The sequence below is a fragment of the Neorhizobium sp. JUb45 genome, assembly GCF_004343585.1.
Classification (GTDB): Bacteria; Pseudomonadota; Alphaproteobacteria; order Rhizobiales; family Rhizobiaceae; genus Neorhizobium.
Map to the genome: position 1 here is coordinate 779,781 of NZ_SLYW01000001.1, position 20,767 is coordinate 800,547.

Annotated in this window: 20 protein-coding genes; 13 read left to right on the forward strand and 7 right to left on the reverse strand. The window is 59.7% G+C overall.

What is annotated here, in order from left to right:
• The first annotated feature begins 22 nt into the window (after window positions 1-22).
• Window positions 23-1,702, forward strand: coding sequence for a formate--tetrahydrofolate ligase (locus EDF70_RS03780; protein ID WP_132271981.1), 1,680 nt, complete (start codon window positions 23-25; stop codon window positions 1,700-1,702).
• Between the two features lie 146 nt (window positions 1,703-1,848).
• Here EDF70_RS03780 and EDF70_RS03785 read toward each other — a convergent pair whose 3' ends face one another.
• The gene (locus EDF70_RS03785; protein ID WP_245519034.1) at window positions 1,849-3,036 is read right to left on the reverse strand and encodes an extensin family protein; all 1,188 of its coding nucleotides are present in this window, start codon (window positions 3,034-3,036) and stop codon (window positions 1,849-1,851) included.
• Window positions 3,037-3,352: 316 nt separating this feature from the next.
• On the opposite strand from EDF70_RS03785, the gene EDF70_RS03790 reads away from it, so the two are divergent.
• The 7 genes from EDF70_RS03790 to queF all read left to right on the forward strand — a co-directional run bounded on the left by EDF70_RS03790 (window position 3,353) and on the right by queF (window position 9,184).
• Window positions 3,353-5,542, forward strand: a complete 2,190-nt coding sequence (locus EDF70_RS03790; RefSeq protein ID WP_132271982.1) for an anthranilate synthase — start codon at window positions 3,353-3,355, stop codon at window positions 5,540-5,542.
• 78 nt (window positions 5,543-5,620) lie between these two features.
• A complete protein-coding gene (lepB, locus tag EDF70_RS03795; protein WP_132271983.1) occupies window positions 5,621-6,445 on the forward strand; it encodes a signal peptidase I in 825 nt (274 codons plus the stop codon).
• Window positions 6,446-6,481: 36 nt separating this feature from the next.
• Window positions 6,482-6,982 (forward strand): GNAT family N-acetyltransferase, encoded by a 501-nt coding sequence (locus tag EDF70_RS03800; protein WP_132271984.1) that lies wholly within the window; start codon window positions 6,482-6,484, stop codon window positions 6,980-6,982.
• Window positions 6,983-7,058: 76 nt separating this feature from the next.
• Window positions 7,059-7,340, forward strand: a complete 282-nt coding sequence (locus EDF70_RS03805; RefSeq protein ID WP_132271985.1) for a type II toxin-antitoxin system RelE/ParE family toxin — start codon at window positions 7,059-7,061, stop codon at window positions 7,338-7,340.
• A 22-nt stretch (window positions 7,341-7,362) separates the two neighbouring features.
• A complete protein-coding gene (locus tag EDF70_RS03810) occupies window positions 7,363-7,665 on the forward strand; it encodes a HigA family addiction module antitoxin (RefSeq protein WP_132271986.1) in 303 nt (100 codons plus the stop codon).
• Between the two features lie 179 nt (window positions 7,666-7,844).
• Window positions 7,845-8,723, forward strand: coding sequence for a cation diffusion facilitator family transporter (locus EDF70_RS03815; RefSeq protein ID WP_132272558.1), 879 nt, complete (start codon window positions 7,845-7,847; stop codon window positions 8,721-8,723).
• Window positions 8,720-9,184 carry a preQ(1) synthase gene (gene queF / locus EDF70_RS03820; RefSeq protein WP_112734420.1) on the forward strand — a complete coding sequence of 155 codons (465 nt, stop codon included), beginning with the start codon at window positions 8,720-8,722 and terminating at the stop codon, window positions 9,182-9,184. The genes EDF70_RS03815 and queF overlap by 4 nt, the downstream gene beginning before the upstream one ends.
• A gap of 163 nt (window positions 9,185-9,347) precedes the next feature.
• Here queF and EDF70_RS03825 read toward each other — a convergent pair whose 3' ends face one another.
• On the reverse strand, window positions 9,348-10,148 hold the full coding sequence (locus EDF70_RS03825; protein WP_132271987.1) for a DUF2076 domain-containing protein: 801 nt from the start codon (window positions 10,146-10,148) through the stop codon (window positions 9,348-9,350).
• Window positions 10,149-10,258: 110 nt separating this feature from the next.
• A complete protein-coding gene (locus EDF70_RS03830) occupies window positions 10,259-10,852 on the reverse strand; it encodes a HupE/UreJ family protein (RefSeq protein WP_132271988.1) in 594 nt (197 codons plus the stop codon).
• A gap of 229 nt (window positions 10,853-11,081) precedes the next feature.
• On the opposite strand from EDF70_RS03830, the gene EDF70_RS03835 reads away from it, so the two are divergent.
• On the forward strand, window positions 11,082-11,666 hold the full coding sequence (locus EDF70_RS03835) for an ATP-dependent Clp protease proteolytic subunit (RefSeq protein WP_132271989.1): 585 nt from the start codon (window positions 11,082-11,084) through the stop codon (window positions 11,664-11,666).
• An 82-nt stretch (window positions 11,667-11,748) separates the two neighbouring features.
• Here EDF70_RS03835 and EDF70_RS03840 read toward each other — a convergent pair whose 3' ends face one another.
• A complete protein-coding gene (locus EDF70_RS03840) occupies window positions 11,749-14,043 on the reverse strand; it encodes an EAL domain-containing protein (RefSeq protein WP_132271990.1) in 2,295 nt (764 codons plus the stop codon).
• Window positions 14,044-14,265: 222 nt separating this feature from the next.
• On the opposite strand from EDF70_RS03840, the gene EDF70_RS03845 reads away from it, so the two are divergent.
• Window positions 14,266-15,453, forward strand: coding sequence for a benzoate/H(+) symporter BenE family transporter (locus EDF70_RS03845; RefSeq protein ID WP_132271991.1), 1,188 nt, complete (start codon window positions 14,266-14,268; stop codon window positions 15,451-15,453).
• A 372-nt stretch (window positions 15,454-15,825) separates the two neighbouring features.
• Entirely contained in the window at window positions 15,826-17,532 is a 1,707-nt protein-coding gene (gene leuA / locus EDF70_RS03850; RefSeq protein WP_132271992.1) for a 2-isopropylmalate synthase, read from the forward strand.
• A 77-nt stretch (window positions 17,533-17,609) separates the two neighbouring features.
• Here leuA and EDF70_RS03855 read toward each other — a convergent pair whose 3' ends face one another.
• The 3 genes from EDF70_RS03855 to EDF70_RS03865 form a co-directional block, all read right to left on the reverse strand.
• The gene (locus EDF70_RS03855) at window positions 17,610-18,440 is read right to left on the reverse strand and encodes an anti-sigma factor (protein ID WP_132271993.1); all 831 of its coding nucleotides are present in this window, start codon (window positions 18,438-18,440) and stop codon (window positions 17,610-17,612) included.
• Window positions 18,441-18,443: 3 nt separating this feature from the next.
• A complete protein-coding gene (locus EDF70_RS03860) occupies window positions 18,444-18,908 on the reverse strand; it encodes a sigma factor (RefSeq protein ID WP_132271994.1) in 465 nt (154 codons plus the stop codon).
• 87 nt (window positions 18,909-18,995) lie between these two features.
• Complete coding sequence (locus EDF70_RS03865; RefSeq protein WP_132271995.1) at window positions 18,996-19,964, reverse strand: metallophosphoesterase; 969 nt, start codon at window positions 19,962-19,964, stop codon at window positions 18,996-18,998.
• A 41-nt stretch (window positions 19,965-20,005) separates the two neighbouring features.
• On the opposite strand from EDF70_RS03865, the gene EDF70_RS03870 reads away from it, so the two are divergent.
• Window positions 20,006-20,494 (forward strand): NUDIX domain-containing protein, encoded by a 489-nt coding sequence (locus tag EDF70_RS03870; protein WP_132271996.1) that lies wholly within the window; start codon window positions 20,006-20,008, stop codon window positions 20,492-20,494.
• Window positions 20,495-20,583: 89 nt separating this feature from the next.
• Complete coding sequence (locus tag EDF70_RS29890; protein WP_165931930.1) at window positions 20,584-20,742, forward strand: hypothetical protein; 159 nt, start codon at window positions 20,584-20,586, stop codon at window positions 20,740-20,742.
• The last annotated feature ends 25 nt before the right edge of the window (window positions 20,743-20,767 follow it).

A 20,767-nucleotide genomic window follows, 5' to 3' on the forward strand; every position in this document is an offset into this window, starting at 1 on the left:
CGCCATTCCAAGGAGATGACATTTGCCGACCGTAGCTTCCGACATCGAAATCGCGCGCGCCGCGACCAAGAAACCGATTTTCGAGATAGGCGCCCGGCTCGGCATCGCACCCGAGGATCTCGTTCCCTATGGTCACGACAAGGCGAAAGTCAGTGCGGAATTCATTAACGCACAATCAAAAAAAACCGACGGCAAGCTCATCCTGGTAACGGCGATCAACCCGACACCCGCCGGCGAGGGCAAGACCACGACAACCGTGGGCCTTGGTGACGGTCTCAACCGCATCGGCAAAAATGCGATGATCTGTGTGCGCGAGCCTTCGCTCGGCCCCTGTTTCGGCGTCAAGGGCGGGGCCGCCGGCGGTGGCCATGCGCAGGTCGTGCCGATGGAGGATATCAACCTCCACTTCACCGGCGATTTCCACGCCATCACCTCGGCGCACAATCTGCTTGCCGCGATGATCGACAACCACATCTATTGGGGCAATGCACTTAATATCGATGTGCGCCGGGTGACCTGGCGCCGCGTGATGGACATGAACGACCGTGCGCTGCGCGAAATCGTCGGCTCGCTCGGTGGCGTCTCCAACGGTTTCCCGCGCGAGGGTGGTTTTGACATCACCGTTGCCTCGGAAGTGATGGCGATCCTCTGCCTTGCTTCCGACCTCGAAGACCTCGAGCGCCGTCTTGGCAATATCATCGTTGCCTATCGCACCGATAAGACGCCGGTTTTTGCCCGCGACCTCAAGGCCGATGGCGCGATGGCCGTGCTGCTCAAGGATGCGATGCAGCCGAACCTGGTGCAGACGCTCGAAAACAATCCGGCTTTCGTGCATGGCGGCCCGTTTGCCAATATCGCGCACGGCTGCAACTCGGTGATCGCCACCAAGACGGCGCTGAAACTCGCCGATTACGTGGTGACGGAAGCCGGTTTCGGTGCCGATCTCGGCGCTGAAAAATTCTTCGACATCAAGTGCCGCAAGGCGGGGCTGAAGCCTGACGCCGCCGTCATCGTTGCCACGGTGCGGGCGCTGAAGATGAATGGCGGTATTGCCAAGGAAGATCTGGGCCGAGAAAATGTCGAGGCGCTGACGCGTGGTTGCTCCAACCTTGGCCGTCATGTTGCCAATGTCCGCAAATTCGGCGTGCCGGTCGTGGTCGCCATAAACCACTTCATCTCCGATACCGATGCGGAAGTTCAGGCCGTGAAGGATTATGTGGCGCATCTTGGTGCCGAGGCGATCCTGTGCCGTCACTGGGCTGAGGGTTCTGCCGGCATCGAGGAACTGGCCTGGAAGGTCGTGGAGATGGCGCAGTCGGGCACGGCAAAGTTCGAGCCGATCTATCCCGATGACATCCCGCTGATGGAAAAGATCGAGGCGGTTGCCGCAAAGATCTATCATGCCGGTGAAGTGACGGCGACCAAGGCGGTGCGCGACCAGCTGAAAATCTGGGAAGAGCAGGGCTACGGCAAGCTGCCGGTCTGCATGGCGAAGACGCAATATTCCTTCTCGACCGATCCGACCCTGCGCGGTGCGCCGGAAGGCCATGTGGTCACTGTGCGCGAAGTGCGCCTGTCTGCCGGCGCCGGTTTTGTCGTCGCCATCACCGGCGATATCATGACCATGCCCGGCCTGCCGCGTTCACCGGCCGCCGAGCGCATTGTGCTGAATGATCAGGGGTATATCGAAGGCCTGTTCTGAGGTTCTACATCTCCGCCGTCATCCTCGGCCTTGTGCCGAGGATCTGTAACTGCCTGTAATTACTGGTGTGCTCAGATCCTCGGGACAGGCCCGAGGATGACGAGCATTACATTGGACGGTTTGTCATACGCCCGGACCTTTGTCCGTCACCGGCAATATCTGTACCCGCTCTTGCGATCCAGCACATCGAGATGCAGGTGATCCTGATGCGTCGCATCGCTGCCGGGTGACAGAACGGTGGAAAAATACAGGCAGGCGCTGGCCGTTGCGGTGCGCTGGAATGCGCCTTCCAGCGTCGAATCTTCCTCGCGCGGTTTCATCTCGAATTTTTCACCATTGTCGAGCTTGAACGCTGCAACGTCGATGGCGTTGCCGCGGGCGTGTTCGGATACCTTGCCGGTCGAGGCACTGTTGCGCAGGCGGCAGGCATAGGTGGAGCCGGGCACGATACCGGTGACCTTGCGGCCCGGCATGGCGACATTCATTGCCGGCTGGACATTGTCCTTCATCCAGGTGGCGAGCGCCTTGGCCGTTTCACAGCGCATCTGCGCGCCACCGGTCTCTACGCCCGGCAGGATCTCCTTCACGGCAATGGGCTGCTCGATGCCGCAGCCGGGTTCCTCGCCGGTGATGGCCGGAATGGTTTCAAACTTGGTGCCAAGCGCGGTGAGATCGGCAAGGCAGGCTTTCAGCTCTTCCGGATCTTCCTTTTCGAGCGGCGGAGGCGGCGGGGTGTCGGCTTTTTCCTCGTCCTTCTTCTCATCGCCCGGTTTTTGCTGGTCTGCCTTCTGCTCCTCCGATTTTGGAGCGGGCTCGGCATTCTCCGGTTTCTGTTCGGCCTTGTCCGTGGCCTCGGGCTTTTCTGTCGGCGGCGGCTCCGGTTTTGGCAGCGGCGTGGGAACCTCTGCCGCCTGTGGCTGTTCGGGGGCCGAAGCGGGTGGCTCGGTAGTGGTGACGGAGGGTTTGTCCGCATTGTTGGGCGCGGGCGGAGTGGTTACCGGTGTTTGCGCCGCTGGTGTTTCAGCCGGTTTGGTTTCCTCGGTCTTCACCGCGGGTGCCGCGTTTTCGCCCGGCTTCGGGGTCGGCACCGGAACGATCGCCAGGGCTGGCGCTGCCGGTATGGCACTGTTCGTGCGGTTGGGACGTGCGCGGCGGCGTTCGGAGGATTTTGGGCGGGACGATTGTTTTCGCGCACCGATATCCTTCATGAAACGGTCGAAGGCGTTGACGGGCATGACGTCGGTGCGCTCCATGGCCGGAACCGGCGGGTGAGGCGGCATGGCGGCCCCCAGAACAAGCGGCAGGCAGGCAAAAACACAAAGGATAGGCTTCATCCTTCATCGGTCCTTTCATTGGGCGGCAAACCATTTTCGGATGGCCGGCGAGGAAGGGAACGCAGACGGCGATGATTTGGTCGCATCGAAACGGCAATAAAATTGCGGCAGGAATCCGCTTGCATGCATTTCAAAGCCACGCTAACAATTCGCCCCATGATGAACTCGATGAACATTGCTAACTGGTGGTGGGCACGCTAACGCGGCCTTGACCAGTCATGTCCATCGACAAGACGACGACAAGCCGCCCGAACCACGAGGCGGCTTTTTTGTTGAGCCGCTGACCGGATCGGGCAACCCAATTCAGAGGCGGAATATGGTTACGGTTATCGAAGACGACGGTTCAGAAAGTTATTCCACGCGGGGCGGCATCAGTGTGCGCCGCCAGCGCCGGCCGGCGGAATATGCGACGGCGATCAGCAGTTATGTCGACAGGCTGGACGAGCGTCGCGGCGCGGTGTTTTCCTCCAATTACGAATATCCGGGCCGTTACACCCGCTGGGACACCGCGATCGCCGATCCGCCGCTGGGCTTTTCCTCGAATGGCCGAAAAGTCTGGATCGAAGCCTTTAACGGTCGTGGCGAAGTGCTGCTCGATTTCGTTGCCGAGCGTCTCGCCAAGGAACCGGAACTGACGCTCGGCGAGCGCTCAAGCCGCCGTCTCGACCTCACCGTCAACGAGCCGACCCGCGCCTTCACCGAGGAAGAGCGCTCGAAAATGCCGACCGTGTTTACGGTCCTGCGTGCCGTCGTCGACCTGTTCTATTCGGATGCCGACAGCGCCATCGGCCTGTTTGGCGCCTTCGGTTACGATCTGGCGTTCCAGTTCGATGCGATCAAGCTCTCGCTGGCGCGCCCGGAAGACCAGCGCGACATGGTTCTGTTCCTGCCCGACGAAATTCTCGTCGTCGACCATCATGCCGCCAAGGCCTGGGTTGATCGTTATGATTTTTCCAAGGACGGCGTGACGACCGAGGGCAAGGCATCGGATATCGCGCCCGATCCGTTCGTGCGCACCGATGTCATTCCGCCGAAGGGCGATCACAAGCCGGGCGAATACGCGGCGCTTGTGACCCGCGCCAAGGAAAGTTTTCGTCGCGGTGACCTTTTTGAGGTCGTGCCGGGCCAGAAATTCATGGAGCGTTGCGACAGCAATCCGTCGCAGATCTCCAACCGCCTCAAGGCGATCAACCCGTCGCCCTATTCCTTCTTCATCAATCTCGGCCATCAGGAATATCTGGTCGGCGCCTCGCCGGAAATGTTCGTACGCGTGTCGGGCCGTCGTATCGAGACCTGCCCGATTTCCGGCACGATCAAGCGTGGTGAAGATGCCATTGCCGACTCGGAACAGATCCTCAAGCTGCTGAATTCCAAGAAGGACGAGTCCGAGCTGACCATGTGCTCGGATGTCGATCGCAACGACAAGAGCCGCGTCTGCGAGCCGGGCTCGGTCAAGGTGATCGGCCGCCGCCAGATCGAGATGTATTCGCGTCTGATCCACACGGTTGATCATATCGAAGGCCGTTTGCGCCCCGACATGGATGCCTTCGACGGTTTTCTCTCCCACGCTTGGGCCGTAACCGTGACCGGTGCGCCAAAACTGTGGGCGATGCGGTTTGTCGAGCAGAACGAACGCAGTCCGCGCGCATGGTATGGCGGCGCGATCGGCATGGTCGGTTTCAACGGCGACATGAATACCGGGCTTACCCTGCGCACCATCCGCATCAAGGACGGCATTGCCGAGGTGCGGGCAGGGGCGACGCTTCTGAACGATTCAAACCCGGAAGAGGAAGAGGCCGAAACCGAACTGAAGGCATCCGCCATGATTTCCGCCATCCGTGACGCACGCGCCGGCAATTCCGGCAAGGTTTCCCGTGATGTGGCCAAGGTCGGCCAAGGCGTAAAGATTCTGCTGGTCGATCATGAGGACAGCTTTGTTCACACGCTCGCCAACTATTTCCGCCAGACTGGTGCCGAGGTTTCGACCGTGCGCACGCCGGTGCCGCAGGAAATTTTTGACCGTCTCGATCCCGATCTCGTTGTCCTGTCGCCCGGTCCGGGCAATCCGAAGGATTTTGACTGCAAGGCCACCATCAAGGCGGCACGTGCGAGAAACCTGCCGATCTTCGGCGTCTGCCTCGGCCTGCAGGCACTCGCCGAAGCCTATGGCGGCGAGTTGCGGCATCTGGCCGTGCCGATGCACGGCAAACCGTCGCGTATCCGCGTGCTGGAGCCGGGTATCGTGTTCTCGGGTCTGTCCAAGGAGGTGACGGTTGGCCGTTACCACTCGATCTTCGCCGATCCGGCAACGCTCGACCGTGATTTCATCATCACCGCCGAAAGCGAGGATGGCACGATCATGGGTATCGAACACGCCAAGGAGCCGATCGCGGCGGTACAGTTCCACCCGGAATCGATCATGTCGCTCGGCGGCGATGCCGGCATGCGGATGATCGAGAACGTCGTGGCGCATCTGGCAAGGAAGCGTGAGACGAAGGCGGCTTGACCGATTTCTGTTCCTTCACGGGGATGGAAACCGCTTTCGCTGACCTAGATCCCTCGTAGATTTGACGGGGGATTTGTAATGCGCTCAGGAGTTTATCGCAAAATTCTGCTGGCAGCTCTGGCATTTGTGCCGCTGCCGGCGGCTGCCGAGCCGATGGCCGAACGGGTCGATGCATTCGTCGATGTTCTCCGGCCCCTATACCCGGTCTTGCTGGGCAGTGTCGGGATATGGGAAGCCGATCCTCAACGGGTGGAAATCTTCGTCAGGAAAACGGCAACCGGCATTGCTGCTGTCGTGCCGGAGGATTGCGATGCTGCAAGGTTCTGGCAGGACAATTGCGGCCTCAAAATGCTGGTGCAGCCATCATCGTCGATGGCGCCGACCGTGCGTGAGCGTGAGCTGATTGCTCGCCAATCCTATCGTGCAGACGAGATACCGCAACGCGGCGATATCATTCTGTTCGACACCAAGACGGCCTATTCCGACAAGCCCGTCACCTATGTTAAGCGCCTGATCGGCCTGCCGGGAGAGACGGTCGAGTTGAAAGGTGGCGTCGTGTTCATTGATGGACGCGCATTGTCGCAGTCTGCAACGGAGCAATCCTTCGAGGCGCTGGGCGGCGGTGCTGTTCGTGTTCTGACGGAAACGACGCCTGAAGGGCGTCGGTACAATATCGGCATGACGGCGAAACCACCTTCAGCCAAAACGGACGATGCCGGGCCGTTTCATGTCCCGGAGGGCCATTATTTCGTGCTGGGCGACAACAGGCACAACTCGGCCGACAGCCGATATCCCGATCAGCTCGGTGAAAATGGTTTTGTACCGGCCGATAGCGTCACGGGTCGTCTCGTTGCCGTCGTCGCATCAAAAGACGATGCCCGGATTGGACTTGTTGTCGAGTAACCGCTGAATTTTTCCTCGCTTGAAAGAAATGCAGACGTGACGAGCGATATCATCATCGAACCGATCGAAGAAAAACATGTCGAGGGTTTTCGCAAGGCTCTCGATATTGTCGCGCGCGAGCGAAAATATCTGGTGTTTCTGGAAGCGCCGCCGGTCGAGGTTATGTTGTCCTTCGTTCGAGACAATATCGCTTCCGGCCATCCGCATATGGTGGCTGTCGATGACGGCAAGGTTGTCGGCTGGTGCGATATCCGCCGCGGCGCGCGGGATGCGCAGGCCCATTGCGGCGTGCTTGGCATGGGTATCATTCCCGATTATCGCGACAGGGGATTGGGTCGCAAGCTGATCCTTGCGACCATCGAGGCAGCAAGAGTTGCCGGCATGCATCGAGTGGAGCTGCACGCCCATGCGGATAACCTGCGCGCCATCGCTCTCTACGAGAAGGTCGGGTTCCGGCACGAAGGCTTGGCACGCGATGCCATTCGTATCGATGGTCGCTATATGGACAGCGTGCTGATGGCGATGATTTTCGAATAATCGGTATCGCGATCTGATACGTTTGCTTGCTCTCTGGTTGGTATCTTTGTATGATACGTTTGTTGGAGGCTTGCTGATGATCAGGTCGTTCAAGGATAAGTTGACGCAGGCGATCGACGACGGGTCCGTCCGTAAAGGGTTTCCCGCCGATCTTTTGCGTCGGGCGCAGTTGCTCCTTGCTGTTCTGGACGCGGCAACCTCGCTTGAGGATTTGCGATCTCCGCCGGGGAACCGACTTGAAAAATTGTCGGGTGATCGGGCTGGGCAGCATTCGATCCGTATCAACAAGCAATGGCGCATCTGCTTTCGCTGGACCGACGCTGGTCCAGAGGATGTCGAGATAACCGATTATCACTAGGTCGCATTCACAGGAGATAGACATGACCGTCAGCAAGCTTCCGGTGATCCATCCCGGCGAGATCCTGCGAGAGCTTTATCTCGATCCTCTCGACATGACGCCCTATGCGCTTGCCAAAAAGCTTCATGTTCCGCGCACGCGAATCGAACGCATCGTGGCTGGTAAAACAGGCGTGACGTCGGATACGGCACTTCGCCTCGCCAAGTTCTTCAAGACCTCGCCGGAATTCTGGATGAACCTGCAGAACAGTTTTGATCTGAAGGTCGAGATGCAGAAGCTGAAGGGGGAACTGGAAAATATCGAGGCCTACGAAGCCGCCGCCTGACCCTTTGACAAAATCCGTCACCTGAGCCATATCACCAGTCAATTCGAAACCGCCGCAGCGAGACATTCTCGCTGCGGCGGTTTCGTCGTTTTGGGCATGGCGTTCTGCAAATCATTCGCAGACGCAGGAAAGGGAATTTGGACGTGGTGAAGGACGACAAGACCGTCGAGCGGCTGGCGATGTGGGGGATTCCGATCTCGATCGGCGTGCTGGGCCTCAAGCTTGGTGCCTGGTGGGTGACCGGTTCGGTGGCGCTTTTGTCGGACGGTCTTGAATCGCTGGTCAATGTGGCTGCCGCCTTCATCGCCTATTTCGTCATTCGTTATGCGCAGCGCCCCGCCGATCATGACCATCAGTTCGGTCATCACAAGGCGGAGTATATTTCCGCCGTCCTCGAAGGCGTGCTGATCGTCGTTGCGGCGCTGCTGATCATTCAGGAGGCATGGGCTGCGGTGATGGCGCCGGTCATGCCGGAAGCGCCGTGGCTCGGTCTCGGCATCAATGCGGTTGCCGGTGTGATCAACGCCATCTGGGCGACCACGCTGATCCGCGCGGGAAGGGCGCATCGCTCTGTGGCACTGACCGCGGATGGTCAGCACATCATGTCGGACGTGGTGACGTCTGCCGGCGTGTTCGTCGGTCTGGTTCTGGCGGTTCTGACCGGTTACGCCATTCTCGATCCGCTGCTGGCGATATTCGTCGCCATCAACATTCTCTGGCAGGGTTACAAGGTCATCACCCATTCGCTGGGCGGGCTGATGGACAAGGCGCTAGAGCCGGAGGAAGAAGCAGCGGTGCGCGAGGCGATTGCTGCCCATTGCGGTGGGGCGCTCGATGTCCATGATCTGAAAACGCGTCAGGCCGGTTCGGCTGCGTTCATCGATTTCCACCTCGTCGTGCCGGCCTCGATGTCGGTCGTTGAGGCGCATGAGATCTGCGACCGCTTGGAAGATGCGATCAAAGCGGTTATTCCCGGCGCCACATTGGCGATCCATGTGGAGCCCGAAAGCGAGCATGCCCATGGATTGCGCGTCGAAATAGAAGGAACAGGCAAATGACGATGACGGATGTCAGCGGGCTGTCGCAGCTCGGAAAACAGGTGGATGCACCCAAAAGCCCGGAAGAAGCCGTGCTGGAACGTGTGCCCAACAGCAATCAGGGCATGGATTACGTGACGCGTTTCACCGCGCCGGAATTCACCTCACTCTGCCCGATGACCGGCCAGCCGGACTTTGCCCATATCGTCATCGATTACATTCCGGACGCCTATCTGGTGGAATCGAAGTCGCTGAAGCTTTTCCTGACATCGTTCAGAAATCACGGCGCTTTTCACGAGGATTGCTCGGTCTATATCGCCAAGCGGCTGGTCGATCTGCTGCAGCCGAAATGGCTGCGGATCGGCGCCTACTGGTACCCGCGCGGCGGCATTCCGATCGACGTCTTCTGGCAGACCGGCGACGTTCCGGCCGGCGTCTGGCTGCCCGATCAGGGTGTGCCGACCTATCGCGGACGTGGGTGAGGAACGATCCGGCAAAGCCGGAGCAATCGATCCAGTGAATCGATTGCAGTGACGAACGCACCGAGCCTTGGAGAGGGGCCGGGATAGGTCGCTCCACTCTCGGAAACTAAAAGCGCCGGAACGCATCGCTCCGGCGCTTTTTTCGTTCGTGGCATGATGACGATCAAACGTCGAGACTGTCGTCGCTGCCGCCGAAATCGTCATCGCCGTAATCCGACGCGCCATTGTCGTCGTCGTTGTAATCAGCCTGCTGGGCATTGCCATCGTCTTGATCGTTGCCGGATGTCTGCTGGTTGTCATCCTTGGACGCGCTGTCACCATAATAGTTGTTGATCACGGTCTCCTCGACCGGGCCGCTACTGGCAGCCGTTGCGCTTTCGGCCGGCGAGCCCCAGCCCAGACCGGACACGTGATTGCTGAAAACGCTGGAAAGTGAATTGGCAAGCAGCATGCCGCCGGCGACGCCGGCCGCGGTCCCGAGCGCACCACGCAGAAAACTGCCGCCTGCCGATGGTGCGGAAGTTTGGGCGCCAAAGGACTGACCACCGCCCCATGGCCCACCGGTCGGCTGCGGAGGGCGATAATCATTGTTGTCGTAGCCGGGATTGCCGGCATAGGCGGAACTTGGAGCCGGAATTCGATCCGGTCTGGTGGCGCTCTGTGTCGGCTGCTCGCTGCTGCCGAAAATCGATCCGAGAAAACCGCCGCTGCTGCCCTGCCGCGGGCTGCTGGCGGCATTTTCCAGTTCTGCCACGCGCGCTTCGAGTTCCTGAATGCGGTGGGATGCCGCTTCCAGTCCCTTTTCCTGAACGATGACGGCCTGTGCGAGGTAATAGGTGGCGTAGGGCTGACGGCGCGTCTGTTCATCAATCAGCGTTTCCGCGTCGCGGTCGCGCGGGGTGGAGGATGCGGTCTGAATGCGGTCGAACAATGCGGTGAGAAGCTGGCGTTCTTCGGGTGACATATCTGCCTCCTTGGCGGTGATATCCACTCTCGAATTAGGAAGGGATCGTGGCTTTTCAAAGCGACGATCCCTTACATTTTGGTAACCTTCGAATTGCTCTGGAAGGCTGCTCAGCCGAAGACGAGAGACAGGCCGAGAAGGGCTGTGACGACACCGAGCACGCGGGCGATATAAGGGCTGAAACGCGCGATGCCGAGGCCAAGCGCAATGCCCGCGACATGCAGGAAGGCGGTGGCGATCACGAAGCCTGCGCCGAACTGCAACGCGCCGGCCGCGCCGAGTTCACCGCCATGGGCATGACCGTGGAAGAGTGCGAAGACGCCGACGATCGCAGCCGATGCAGCAACCGGCAGCCTGACAGCCATGGCGACGAGCAGGCCGAGTGCGATCACGGATGCCAGAATGGCGGGTTCGACGAAGGGAAGATCGATGCCCGAGACGGCGATGCCGAAGCCTGCCGCCATCGTGCCGACAAAGGCTGCCGGAACCAGCCACAATGCGCGACGGTTATTATTGCCCTGCGCTATCTGCGCGGCCCAGAGGCCGACGGCGAGCATGACCAGAATATGGTCCATGCCGAACAGCGGATGCGAAAAGCCAGCCATGAAGGAGCCGTGTTCCTGCGGATCGAGATGCGCAAAGGCGGGTGCTGCCGCGGCTGCAAATATGGCGGCGGTGATGGAAAGGCGTTTGAATATCGACATGGTTGTTCCCCTTGATGCCTGACGGTGGTGATGGTGCACCGATCCGCCGGTATGGGGTCAAGATTAGGCAGAGTGCTTTTTGCAGTCCATGGGCAAAATGCCGGGGACGCGGAATTCGTCACAGATCCGTTTCCGGTTAACAATGAAAGGCTCTAAGCCTATTCGCACATTGTTTTAACGACGCGAACGCATTATGTCCGGTATCGACACGTCCATGCTGGAGACAATGATGAACGACGAAAACGACGACGACAAGACGAAGGAATTGCCGCTCGGCAAGGAGACTGAAGCCAATCTCTTCAAGTCCCGCTCGATCTTCATCTATGGCGGCATCACCCAGGAACTGGCGCAGAAGGTCTGCACCCAGCTGGTTGCTCTCGCTGCCGCCAGTGACGAAGACATCCGCATCTATGTGAACTCGCCCGGCGGTCACGTGGAATCGGGCGATTCCATTCATGACATGATCAAGTTCATCAAGCCGAAGGTCTGGATCATCGGTACCGGCTGGGTCGCTTCCGCCGGCGCGCTGATTTACGTTTCGGTTCCGAAGGAACGCCGTATCGCTCTGCCGAACACCCGCTTCCTGCTGCACCAACCCTCTGGCGGCACGCGCGGCATGGCATCCGATATCGAGATCCAGGCACGCGAAATCATCAAGATGAACAAGCGCCTGATCACGATCTTCGCGAAGGCCACCGGCCAGACGGAAGAAAAGATCGCCAAGGACATCGATCGCGACTACTGGCTCGGTGCTGAAGAAGCCGTTGCCTATGGTCTCGCTTCGAAGATCGTTACGAGCCAGTCGGAAATCTGATCCGTCGCTTATTGAGCGAAGACATCAAAATCCCCCGCAGCCTGCTGTCGGGGGATTTTTTATGTCTTGATGAGTGCGGATGTCAGGCCGACTGGCGGGCGTGGGAGAACAGATCGCCACGCTCTGCCTGCCAGTTTTCCGCAAACTCGACAAAGGCTTCCGCAGACATCGGTTTTGCGAAGGCATAACCCTGCAGCACATGGCAGCCGAGATTGCGCAGGATTTCGACATGCGCCGTCGTCTCGACGCCTTCGGCGACGATCTCGATGCCTTGGCTGCGGCCGATCTCGATGATCGAGGCGACCAGCCGGTGCTGCGAGCCGGAGGCTTCAAGCGGCATGATCAGGCGGCGGTCGATCTTCAGGCGTTTTGGATCGAGATCCAGCAGGCTGACGATCGAGGCGTGGCCCGAGCCAAAATCGTCGATTTCGATATCGATGCCGAGATCCTTGAGGTGGCCGATGACGGAGCGCAATGCCTTGTCCTGACCATCGAAGGAAATCGACTCCAGCAGTTCGAATGACAGGCTGCCCTTGGGGATGTTGAGGCTGGAAATCTGTGCGAGCAGATTTTCGTCCTTCAGGCGCTGTGCGGAAATGTTGACCGACAGATGCGGTATGTTCAGATCGCGGGCGCGCCAGCGGGTGGCCTGGAACAGGGCCTTTTGCAGGATGATGGCGTCGATGTCGCCGGAGCGGTGCAGGCCCTCGGCGATGTCGAGAAATTTGTCGGGCGTCAGGATGCCGCGGGTCGGATGTTGCCAGCGTGCCAGTGCTTCGACGCCGACGATGCCGAGCGTGCGTGCATCGAATTGCGGCTGGAAAAACGGCACGATCTGATCGTTTTCGATCGCCACCAGCAATTCGTCGGAACTGCGCTTGGTGTGGATCGCCGCAAGCAGGAGGTTTTCAGAGAAGATTTCGGCGCGGTTGCGGCCGCGTTTTTTTGCCTCGTAGAGCGCTATATCGGCATTGATCAGCAACTGCCTGAGGTCTTCGCCGGCAACGGATTGCGCCGCCACGCCGGCGCTGCAGCCCACATGGCATTCATGGCCATCAACGATGATCGGCCGGGCCAGCGCCTTGACGACGGCGCGTGCCAATTGAAGGGCGCGGTCTGCCGCCTTGGTGCCGCTGGTGACGAGAACGAATTCGTCGCCGCCGATACGGGATGCAAATTCGTCACCGTGCAGCAGAGCCTGCAGGCGCGTTGTCGTCTGGCGCAGGACCTGATCGCCTGCAGCATGCCCGAACGTGTCGTTGACCTCCTTGAATCGGTCAAGATCGATATGGACAAAGGCCAGCCGGTCGCTTTCGGAAGTCGCGGCGGATGCGTCCATGAACTGGTCGAGGAAACGCCGGTTGGGAAGGCCGGTGAGGGCGTCATGCAGGGACTGGTGTTCCAGCGTCCTGCGCGCCGATCGCAGCTCGTCATTCTGCGACTGAAGCTGTTCTTCGCGCTGTTGCAGCGTCTGGATATGACCTTGACGCTGGCGGATCAGGAAGCCGACCCAGATGGTTGGCAGAAACACGGTAAGAGCCACCAGCGTGGCGTAAATATAGAGGCGGGCGATATCCGGTGGCGTGGTCTGCCATCCGAGCTTCGGCCGGGCCGCCAGATACCAGGTGTCGTAGCCGAGTTCGATGCGGGTACGAACGACGTCCTGCGAGAAAAGGCCGGCATCTCCGAAGAACACATCCTTTTCCTTCGGAACCGGGCGCCGCGCGATCGAGATCTCCAGTTGCTGCCGCTCCGTATCGACATTGCTGTCGCGCAGCAGGCGGTCGATATCGATTACGGTCGACACGACACCCCAGAAATGGCCGTTGGAGGAGAGGAAGACCGGATAACGGGCAAACAGACCCTTGCCGCCCTGAACGAGCTTGGCGGGACCTGCGATCGTGGTGGTGCGCCGCTTGATCGCTTCCATCACGGAGGCCGATTGCTTGGGATTTGCCGTATAGTCCTGGCCGAGGATTTCGCGATTTTCCGCCAGCGGATAGATCATTCGCACCACGAGGTCCGGTGCCGCAGCGACATTTTTCAGTTGCGACGGATGAGCGAAGATGTGTTCGGCCAGTTGGGCGAACTGCGCCTGATTGATCGACGGATCGGCGGCGATGGCGGCGACGAGACCGTGAATTAGGTTGACGTTGCCGTGGATGTTGGTTTCGAGCATGGAGGACACCTGGGCAAGCTGTTCCGATGCGGAAAGCCGCTGCGCCCACATGTGGCGCTCATGTTCATCCTGAACGGCACGGACAATGCCGACGGCCACCACTGTCATCACCAGGATGGCAGGCAGAATGTAGCCAAGCTGATGAAACCGACCAGAGAAGAAATCTCTGAACGTAAGTGGTGACGGCAAAATACTCATCCAAATGTCCCATGGAATATGCCGTCAGTATGAGAAAAAGACTTTAATTTAGTCTGATGTTTATTTGTAGGAATCGTTGTGCCGCAGTTCTGTGCAGAACTGGCTGTGGATATGTGTTTTTGCCGAAAAGCTGACCTGCCGTACTCGGCACGGGCGACACGGACTTGCCTGCCGCAAATTCCTGTGTTCCTTGCTGTCTCCATCTAGAGACGGATCCTCCCGATGCTGAAAGATTTCTCCGTTCCCGCCCTGTTGATGGGGCTGCTGACCGCGTTTGTCGGTTTCGTCAGTTCGTTTGCCGTCATCGTGCAGGGACTGACGGCGATGGGTGCCACGTCCGATCAGGTGGCGTCGGCGCTGTTGGCGGTTTGCGTCGCCCAAGCCGTGCTCGCCGTGTTTTTCTCGCTGCGTCATCGCATGCCGATCATGATGGCATGGACGACACCGGGCGGCGCGCTGCTGGCCACGACCGGCATGATCGAGGGCGGATTTCCGGCCGCTATCGGTGCATTCGTGCTCTGCGGCCTGCTGATCACGCTGACGGGCCTGTTTCCGCCGTTCGGCCGGGCCGTGCGGCTGATCCCGACGCCGCTTGCCAATGCCATGCTTGCCGGCATTCTGCTGGGCCTGTGCCTCGCGCCTGTCAAGGCGGTGGCGTTCAATCCGTGGTTTGGCCTGCCGATCGTGTTGGCATGGATGCTGGTGGTGACCCGCTGGCGGCTTTGGGCCGTGCCTTCGGCGCTGGCGGCTTTCATTCTGGTGCTGATCTTTGGTGTCGACCTGCCGCCGGATGCGATGGCGCGGGTTGGTGGCGCGATCCATCCGCAACTGGAATTCGTCACTCCGCTGTTCACCTGGCACGGGTTCGTTTCTGTGGCGCTGCCGCTGTTCATCGTCACCATGGCGTCGCAGAACATTCCGGGCATCGCCATTCTCAAGGCGCATGGTTATGAGCCGCCGCCGGGGCCGCTGTTTGCCTCGACCGGCGTGTTTTCCACCATCATTGCCTTCTTCGGCAGCGTGCCCGTCAATCTTGCCGCCATCACTGCGGCCATGTGCGCCAGCGAGGATGCGCATCCCGATTCGAAACGGCGATACTGGGCGGCGGTCGTGGGCGGCAGCGCCTATATCGTGCTCGGGCTGATCGCTGGTGGCATTATCGCTTTCGTATCGCTGGCGCCGCCGATCCTGTTGCAGGCGGTGGCGGGGCTGGCGCTGATCGGTGCGTTGTCCAATGCCGCGCATGCCGCGTTTCATGATCCGTCGGCGCGGGAAGCCGCCGCCATCACCTTTCTGGTGACGGCTTCGGGCACGACGTTTGCCGGTATCTCCGGGGCTTTCTGGGGGCTTGTCGCAGGCGGCTTCGTGCTGTGGCTTGCACGTTTCACCAAGGGCTGGGGAAAGCGTTGATGTCTTGATCGGTTTCGTGAAGGCGTACCAAAAGTCAAAAAGCCGTTCTTGCCACATCTTGTCCCGACAGCTATAGATTCGCACATGACCATGACAGGCGCGATCATGTTTGACCGTTTTGCAACCCGCTGCATCGCAGCCGGGGCGACGGTTTTCGCGCCTCTCTCGCTTCTTAGCCTCGACCTTACACTCGGTTGCCGGGTCCGTTGAGGAGCGCCCGGCGGCCGACAAAGCCCGCCGGCGTAAGAGCTCCTCGCATCAAATCCCTGAAATAAACACGGACCATAAGGTCCAGCATCCGCAGTCGGATGACCGTCGATGAACGGCATCGAGCCAAACGGCTCCTGCGGAGGGCAAGCGAAGGACGAAGACATGGACAGCAAGATTTCCGCATCGGCCAAGGGCATGCAGGCCGCAGGCGTAAAATATCGCGCCTATCCGCAGATCAATATTCCCGACCGCACATGGCCTTCGAAGGTGATAGACAAGGCGCCGATCTGGTGTTCCGTCGATTTGCGTGATGGCAACCAGTCGCTGGTCAACCCGATGGGGCATGACCGCAAGGCGCGCATGTTCAAGCTGTTGCTCGACATGGGCTTCAAGGAAATCGAGATCGGTTTCCCGTCGGCCTCGCAGACCGACTTCGATTTTGCCCGCTGGTGCGTGGAAGAGGGCGGCGTGCCGGAAGATGTGTCCCTGCAGGTGCTGGTGCAGTGCCGCCCGGAACTGATCACCCGCACGTTCGAATCGCTGGAAGGCGCGCACAAGCCGATCATCCACTTCTACAATTCGACATCCGAACTGCAGCGCCGCGTTGTGTTTGCCAAGGATGTCGGCGGCATCAAGCAGATTGCCGTCGATGCGGCCAAGATGATCACCGACATGGCGGCAAAGGCCGGCGGCGGTTACCGTTTCGAATATTCGCCGGAGAGCTTTACCGGCACCGAGCTGGACGTGGCGCTGGAGATCTGCAACGCGGTGATCGAGGTCGTGAAGCCGACGCCGGACAACAAGCTGATCCTCAACCTGCCGTCCACCGTCGAAATGGCGACGCCGAACATCTATGCCGACCAGATAGAATGGATGTGCCGCAATATCGACAACCGCGAAAACGTCATCATCTCGTTGCATCCGCACAATGACCGCGGCACCGGCATTGCCGCTACCGAACTGGGGCTGATGGCTGGCGCCGACCGCGTCGAAGGCACGCTGTTCGGCAATGGTGAGCGCACCGGTAATGTCGACGTGGTGACATTGGCCTTGAACATGTTTACGCAAGGTGTTGATCCGGAACTGGATTGCTCCGACATCGAGCGCATCAAGGACGTCTATGAATATTCCAACGAGATGGTCATTCCAGAACGTCATCCTTACGTCGGGGAACTGGTCTATACGGCGTTTTCCGGCTCGCACCAGGATGCCATCAACAAGGGCATGAAGGCGATCAAGGTCGCCAACCATCCGGTCTGGGAAGTGCCGTATCTGCCGATCGACCCGCAGGATGTCGGCCGCTCCTACGAGGCGATCATCCGCATCAACTCGCAGTCGGGCAAGGGTGGCATCGCCTATATCCTGCAACAGGATTACGGCATCAACCTGCCACGCAACCTGCAGGTGGAGTTCCGCGAGGAGATCCAGCGTATCACCGACGAAGAGGGCAAGGAGCTTTCCTCGAAGCGCATCTATGATCGTTTCATCGAGCGTTATGTCGATCAGCCGGAAGGCCGCCTGAAATTCGTCGACCAGAATACCTATCCGGCCGGTGTCGAGCACAAGGGCATTCGTGTGGTGGCAGCCGAGATCACCGATGGTGGCGAGGTCAAGCGTATCGAGGGCCGGGGCACCGGTCCGATCGATGGCTTCATCAACGCTTTGTCGATCTATCTCGGCATGGAACTGTCGGTGAACGACTATTCCGAACACTCGCTGCAGCACGGCTCCAATGCTTCGGCTATCGCCTATGTCGAGATGCAGCATCCCGGCGGCAAACTTTTTGGCGCAGGCATCAACACGAACATCGTGGCGGCATCGCTGGAAGCCATCGTTTCGGCCGCGAACCGTGTGCTGGCCGGTCGCTGATCGTCTCTGTCCTGTCTGAAAACGAAACGGCCCGGAAGCGATTCCGGGCCGTTTGTTTTTTGAGGAACTGCCGGGTTTCAGATCTGTCCGGCGATCTTTGCAGCGATGGAATCAAGCGTCGCGTCGGCGGAAGGGCCGGTGAGCACATAATCCGTCTGGTCGCGATGCCAGCCGATCAGGCCGATATCGTCACGGATCTGTTCGGCCAGGTTCTGGTCGTTGCCGATCAGGTTGCGGGCAAAGCAGATCGAAATGATGCTGCCGTCCTCGTCACGATAGACCAGTTGGCCGACCGGCTTGCCGGCTGCTGAAAACAGGCGCCCGCCGAGAAATTCCAGCTTTTCGGCACTCAGGTCGGGAACGCGAAACGAGACGCCCGTTGTTGCCATCAGCCAGTCGACCAGATGCGGCGAATCGGATGCCGGTACTTCGACGAGATGTTCGGTCTGACGCGAAAAGACGCGGTGGTGGGTGGCGATGTCTTCCAGCCAGCCGCTGGTGACGGGCATGGCTAGATCGGCAAAGGTCTGCATCTGCGGGCGGCTGCCGATCATGTAACCGATGCCGCCGGCAGCCAGTACAAGCAGAGCACAGGCGGCAATAGCCTGTCGGCGCGTTGGTTTGAAGGGCAGGGTGGGGCTTTGTGCCTGCGGCAGGCGCACGGCCTTGCGCGGCGGTGTGGCCGTCTTGATGTTGCGCACCAGCGTCAACGGAACCGGTTCGCGCAGCACTTCAGCAAAAGCCTGGCTGCCGAAATCCGAACCGCGGCGCAATTCGTCCTGCGCGGCGCATGCCTGTGGGTCGTCGGCAAGCAGCGCGTCGACCTCGGCCTGTTCAAGCTCGTTCAGTTCGCCGTCCATTGCCGAAGACAGGCGGTTATCGAGCGTCGCGTCCTGCGAATGCGGCATGGGTCAGGCTCTCCGCTCTGCGCTGTCGATTGTCAGGCCGGCAAAATGCTGACGCGCAAGAGCAAGCTGGGCGGTGACCGCCTCCACATCAATGGCGAGAATATCGGCGGCTTCGGCATAACGGTGTTCTTCGACGGCAACGAGCAGGAAACTTGCCGCGGCGCCTGCGGGCATGCCGAGTATGGCCTGATGCTGGGCAAAGCCATTGGCGTGGCTCTCCGCTGCGCCCAACGCACGCTTTTTGGCGTCTTCCATCCACACGGTGCGAATCAGCGAAAAGACCCAGCTTTCAAGCCGTGTGGCGCCATCGAAATGCGGTGCCTGCATGACGGCCCTGGCACAGGCTTCGCGCACCAGTTCATCGACCACATCCGGCTGACCGCAATACGCGAGCGCAAAGCGCCGCAGCCTCGGTAAAAGGGTCACGAGGTCGCGTCTGATATCTGTCAGATCCGGCTGCAGTGTCATGTCCGTCCGATGCGTTGGAGTGATGGTACTGGCATGCGAATGCGGAGAATTTGCGATATTGAAACATCTCTGGCTTTCGCCAGGCTGTCATGGCGATTGCACAGGCACCACCTGCGGCTTGATTGCCAGCGTCTCACGCGGATCGTGACCGTAAAACAGCCGGGTGTTGTCGAGCGAGATAGCATCAGCCGCCTCGGTCAGTCCGTGGCGTTCGCAGATCAGGTTCCATGCGCCGGGTTCGCCCGTCAGCGTGAAGAGGTTGTAGGCGGCGCGCGGCTTGTGGCCGCCCGGCCCCTGGGAGGCGGAGGCGATGCCGACGACCGGGATCTGGCCACCGCTATGGGTTCTCAGGAAGTGGACCGTGTCGAGATGGGTATGGCCATGCAGAATCAGTTCCGCGCCGCCCATGGACATGGCTGCGTTGAAACGGCGGATGCCGATCATGCGTTTGTGGCGGGCGGCAGCACCCCGAATCGGCGGGTGGTGAATGAGAACGACCCGGAACAGGCCTTCTTCACCGGCCTTTTTCAACAGTTCCACTGTTTCGCGCGCCTGCCGGGAGCTGAAAAAGCCGGTGGCGGAAAAAGGCGGTGTGGCCAGTGAGGTGGAACAGCCGATGATGGCGATCGGCCCGCGGCGGCGATAGGTCGGGAAAACGTGGTCGTCGTCCGGCCATTGCTGAGGACTGTCGTCACCGGCGATGAACGGGTACCAGCGCTTCACCGACTTGTCGTGCGCGCCGGGCACATAGGCATCGTGATTGCCGGGCACGACCGTCGTGTCCAGCGGTTCACCAACGCTTTCCAGCCATTCACCAGCCAGCCGGATTTCAATCTCGGTGGCAAGATTGACGAGATCGCCGGTGATCATCAGATGGTCGGGATCATGGTCGCGGATATCGCTCAGGAGCAGATCCAGCGTATTGACAAGCAGATGCTTGCGCCGGTTGCGGTGCCAGTTGATGAAGCCGGTAATCCGCTTGGAAAATAGCTCGCGCAACGTCAACTGCGGAAGCGGGCCGAGATGGATATCGGAAATATGCGCGAACCTGTACATGGGGTCATGACATAGGGCTGTGAGGTCCAAGGAGCAAGCTTATGAGTGACGAAGGCATCCCGGAAATTTCCCGTAAAAGCACCAGGATGATGGTGTGGTTGCTGCACCGTTATTTTCTGCTGACGCGCAGCATGACACTCGGTGTGCGCGCTGCCTGCTTCGACGAGGAGGGCCGGGTGTTTCTGGTGCGCCATACCTACGTGCCGGGATGGTATTTTCCCGGCGGTGGGGTTGAGCGGGGGGAAACAGCGAATGCGGCGCTTTCGAAAGAACTGCGCGAGGAAGGAAATCTGGAAATTCAGGGCTATCCACAGCTTTTCGCCAGCTATTTCAATCGCGGCGCCAGCAAGCGCGATCATGTCCTTTTTTACCGCGTGGACGTCAAGCAAACGTCTGTACGTTTACCTGACAGGGAGATTGCCGAAAGCGGTTTTTACTCTCTCGACGCTTTGCCAGAAGGCGTGACAAAGTCGACTTTAAGCCGGCTGAAAGAATTGTCCGGCGAATCAAAATTGCAAGACTACTGGTAGGATACTTAAGCCAGAACACATTCACCTGCTGGTTGCTTGCAACTGCATGTATCGTTGATCATCATGTCCTAATAAATGGGGAGATGGGTATGACGAAGATCGAGATGGCAATCGACCACCTGATGGCGACGCACAAGTTGGCAGTGCAGGAACACGAGGTGATGCTGGCCTATTTCATCGGGCTTGCACTGGAAGAAGCAAGGGAGGAGTTGGTGCGCCGTCGCCGGACGCGCGTCGCACTCAACTGATCAGAAAGACAGGATTCACCACCTC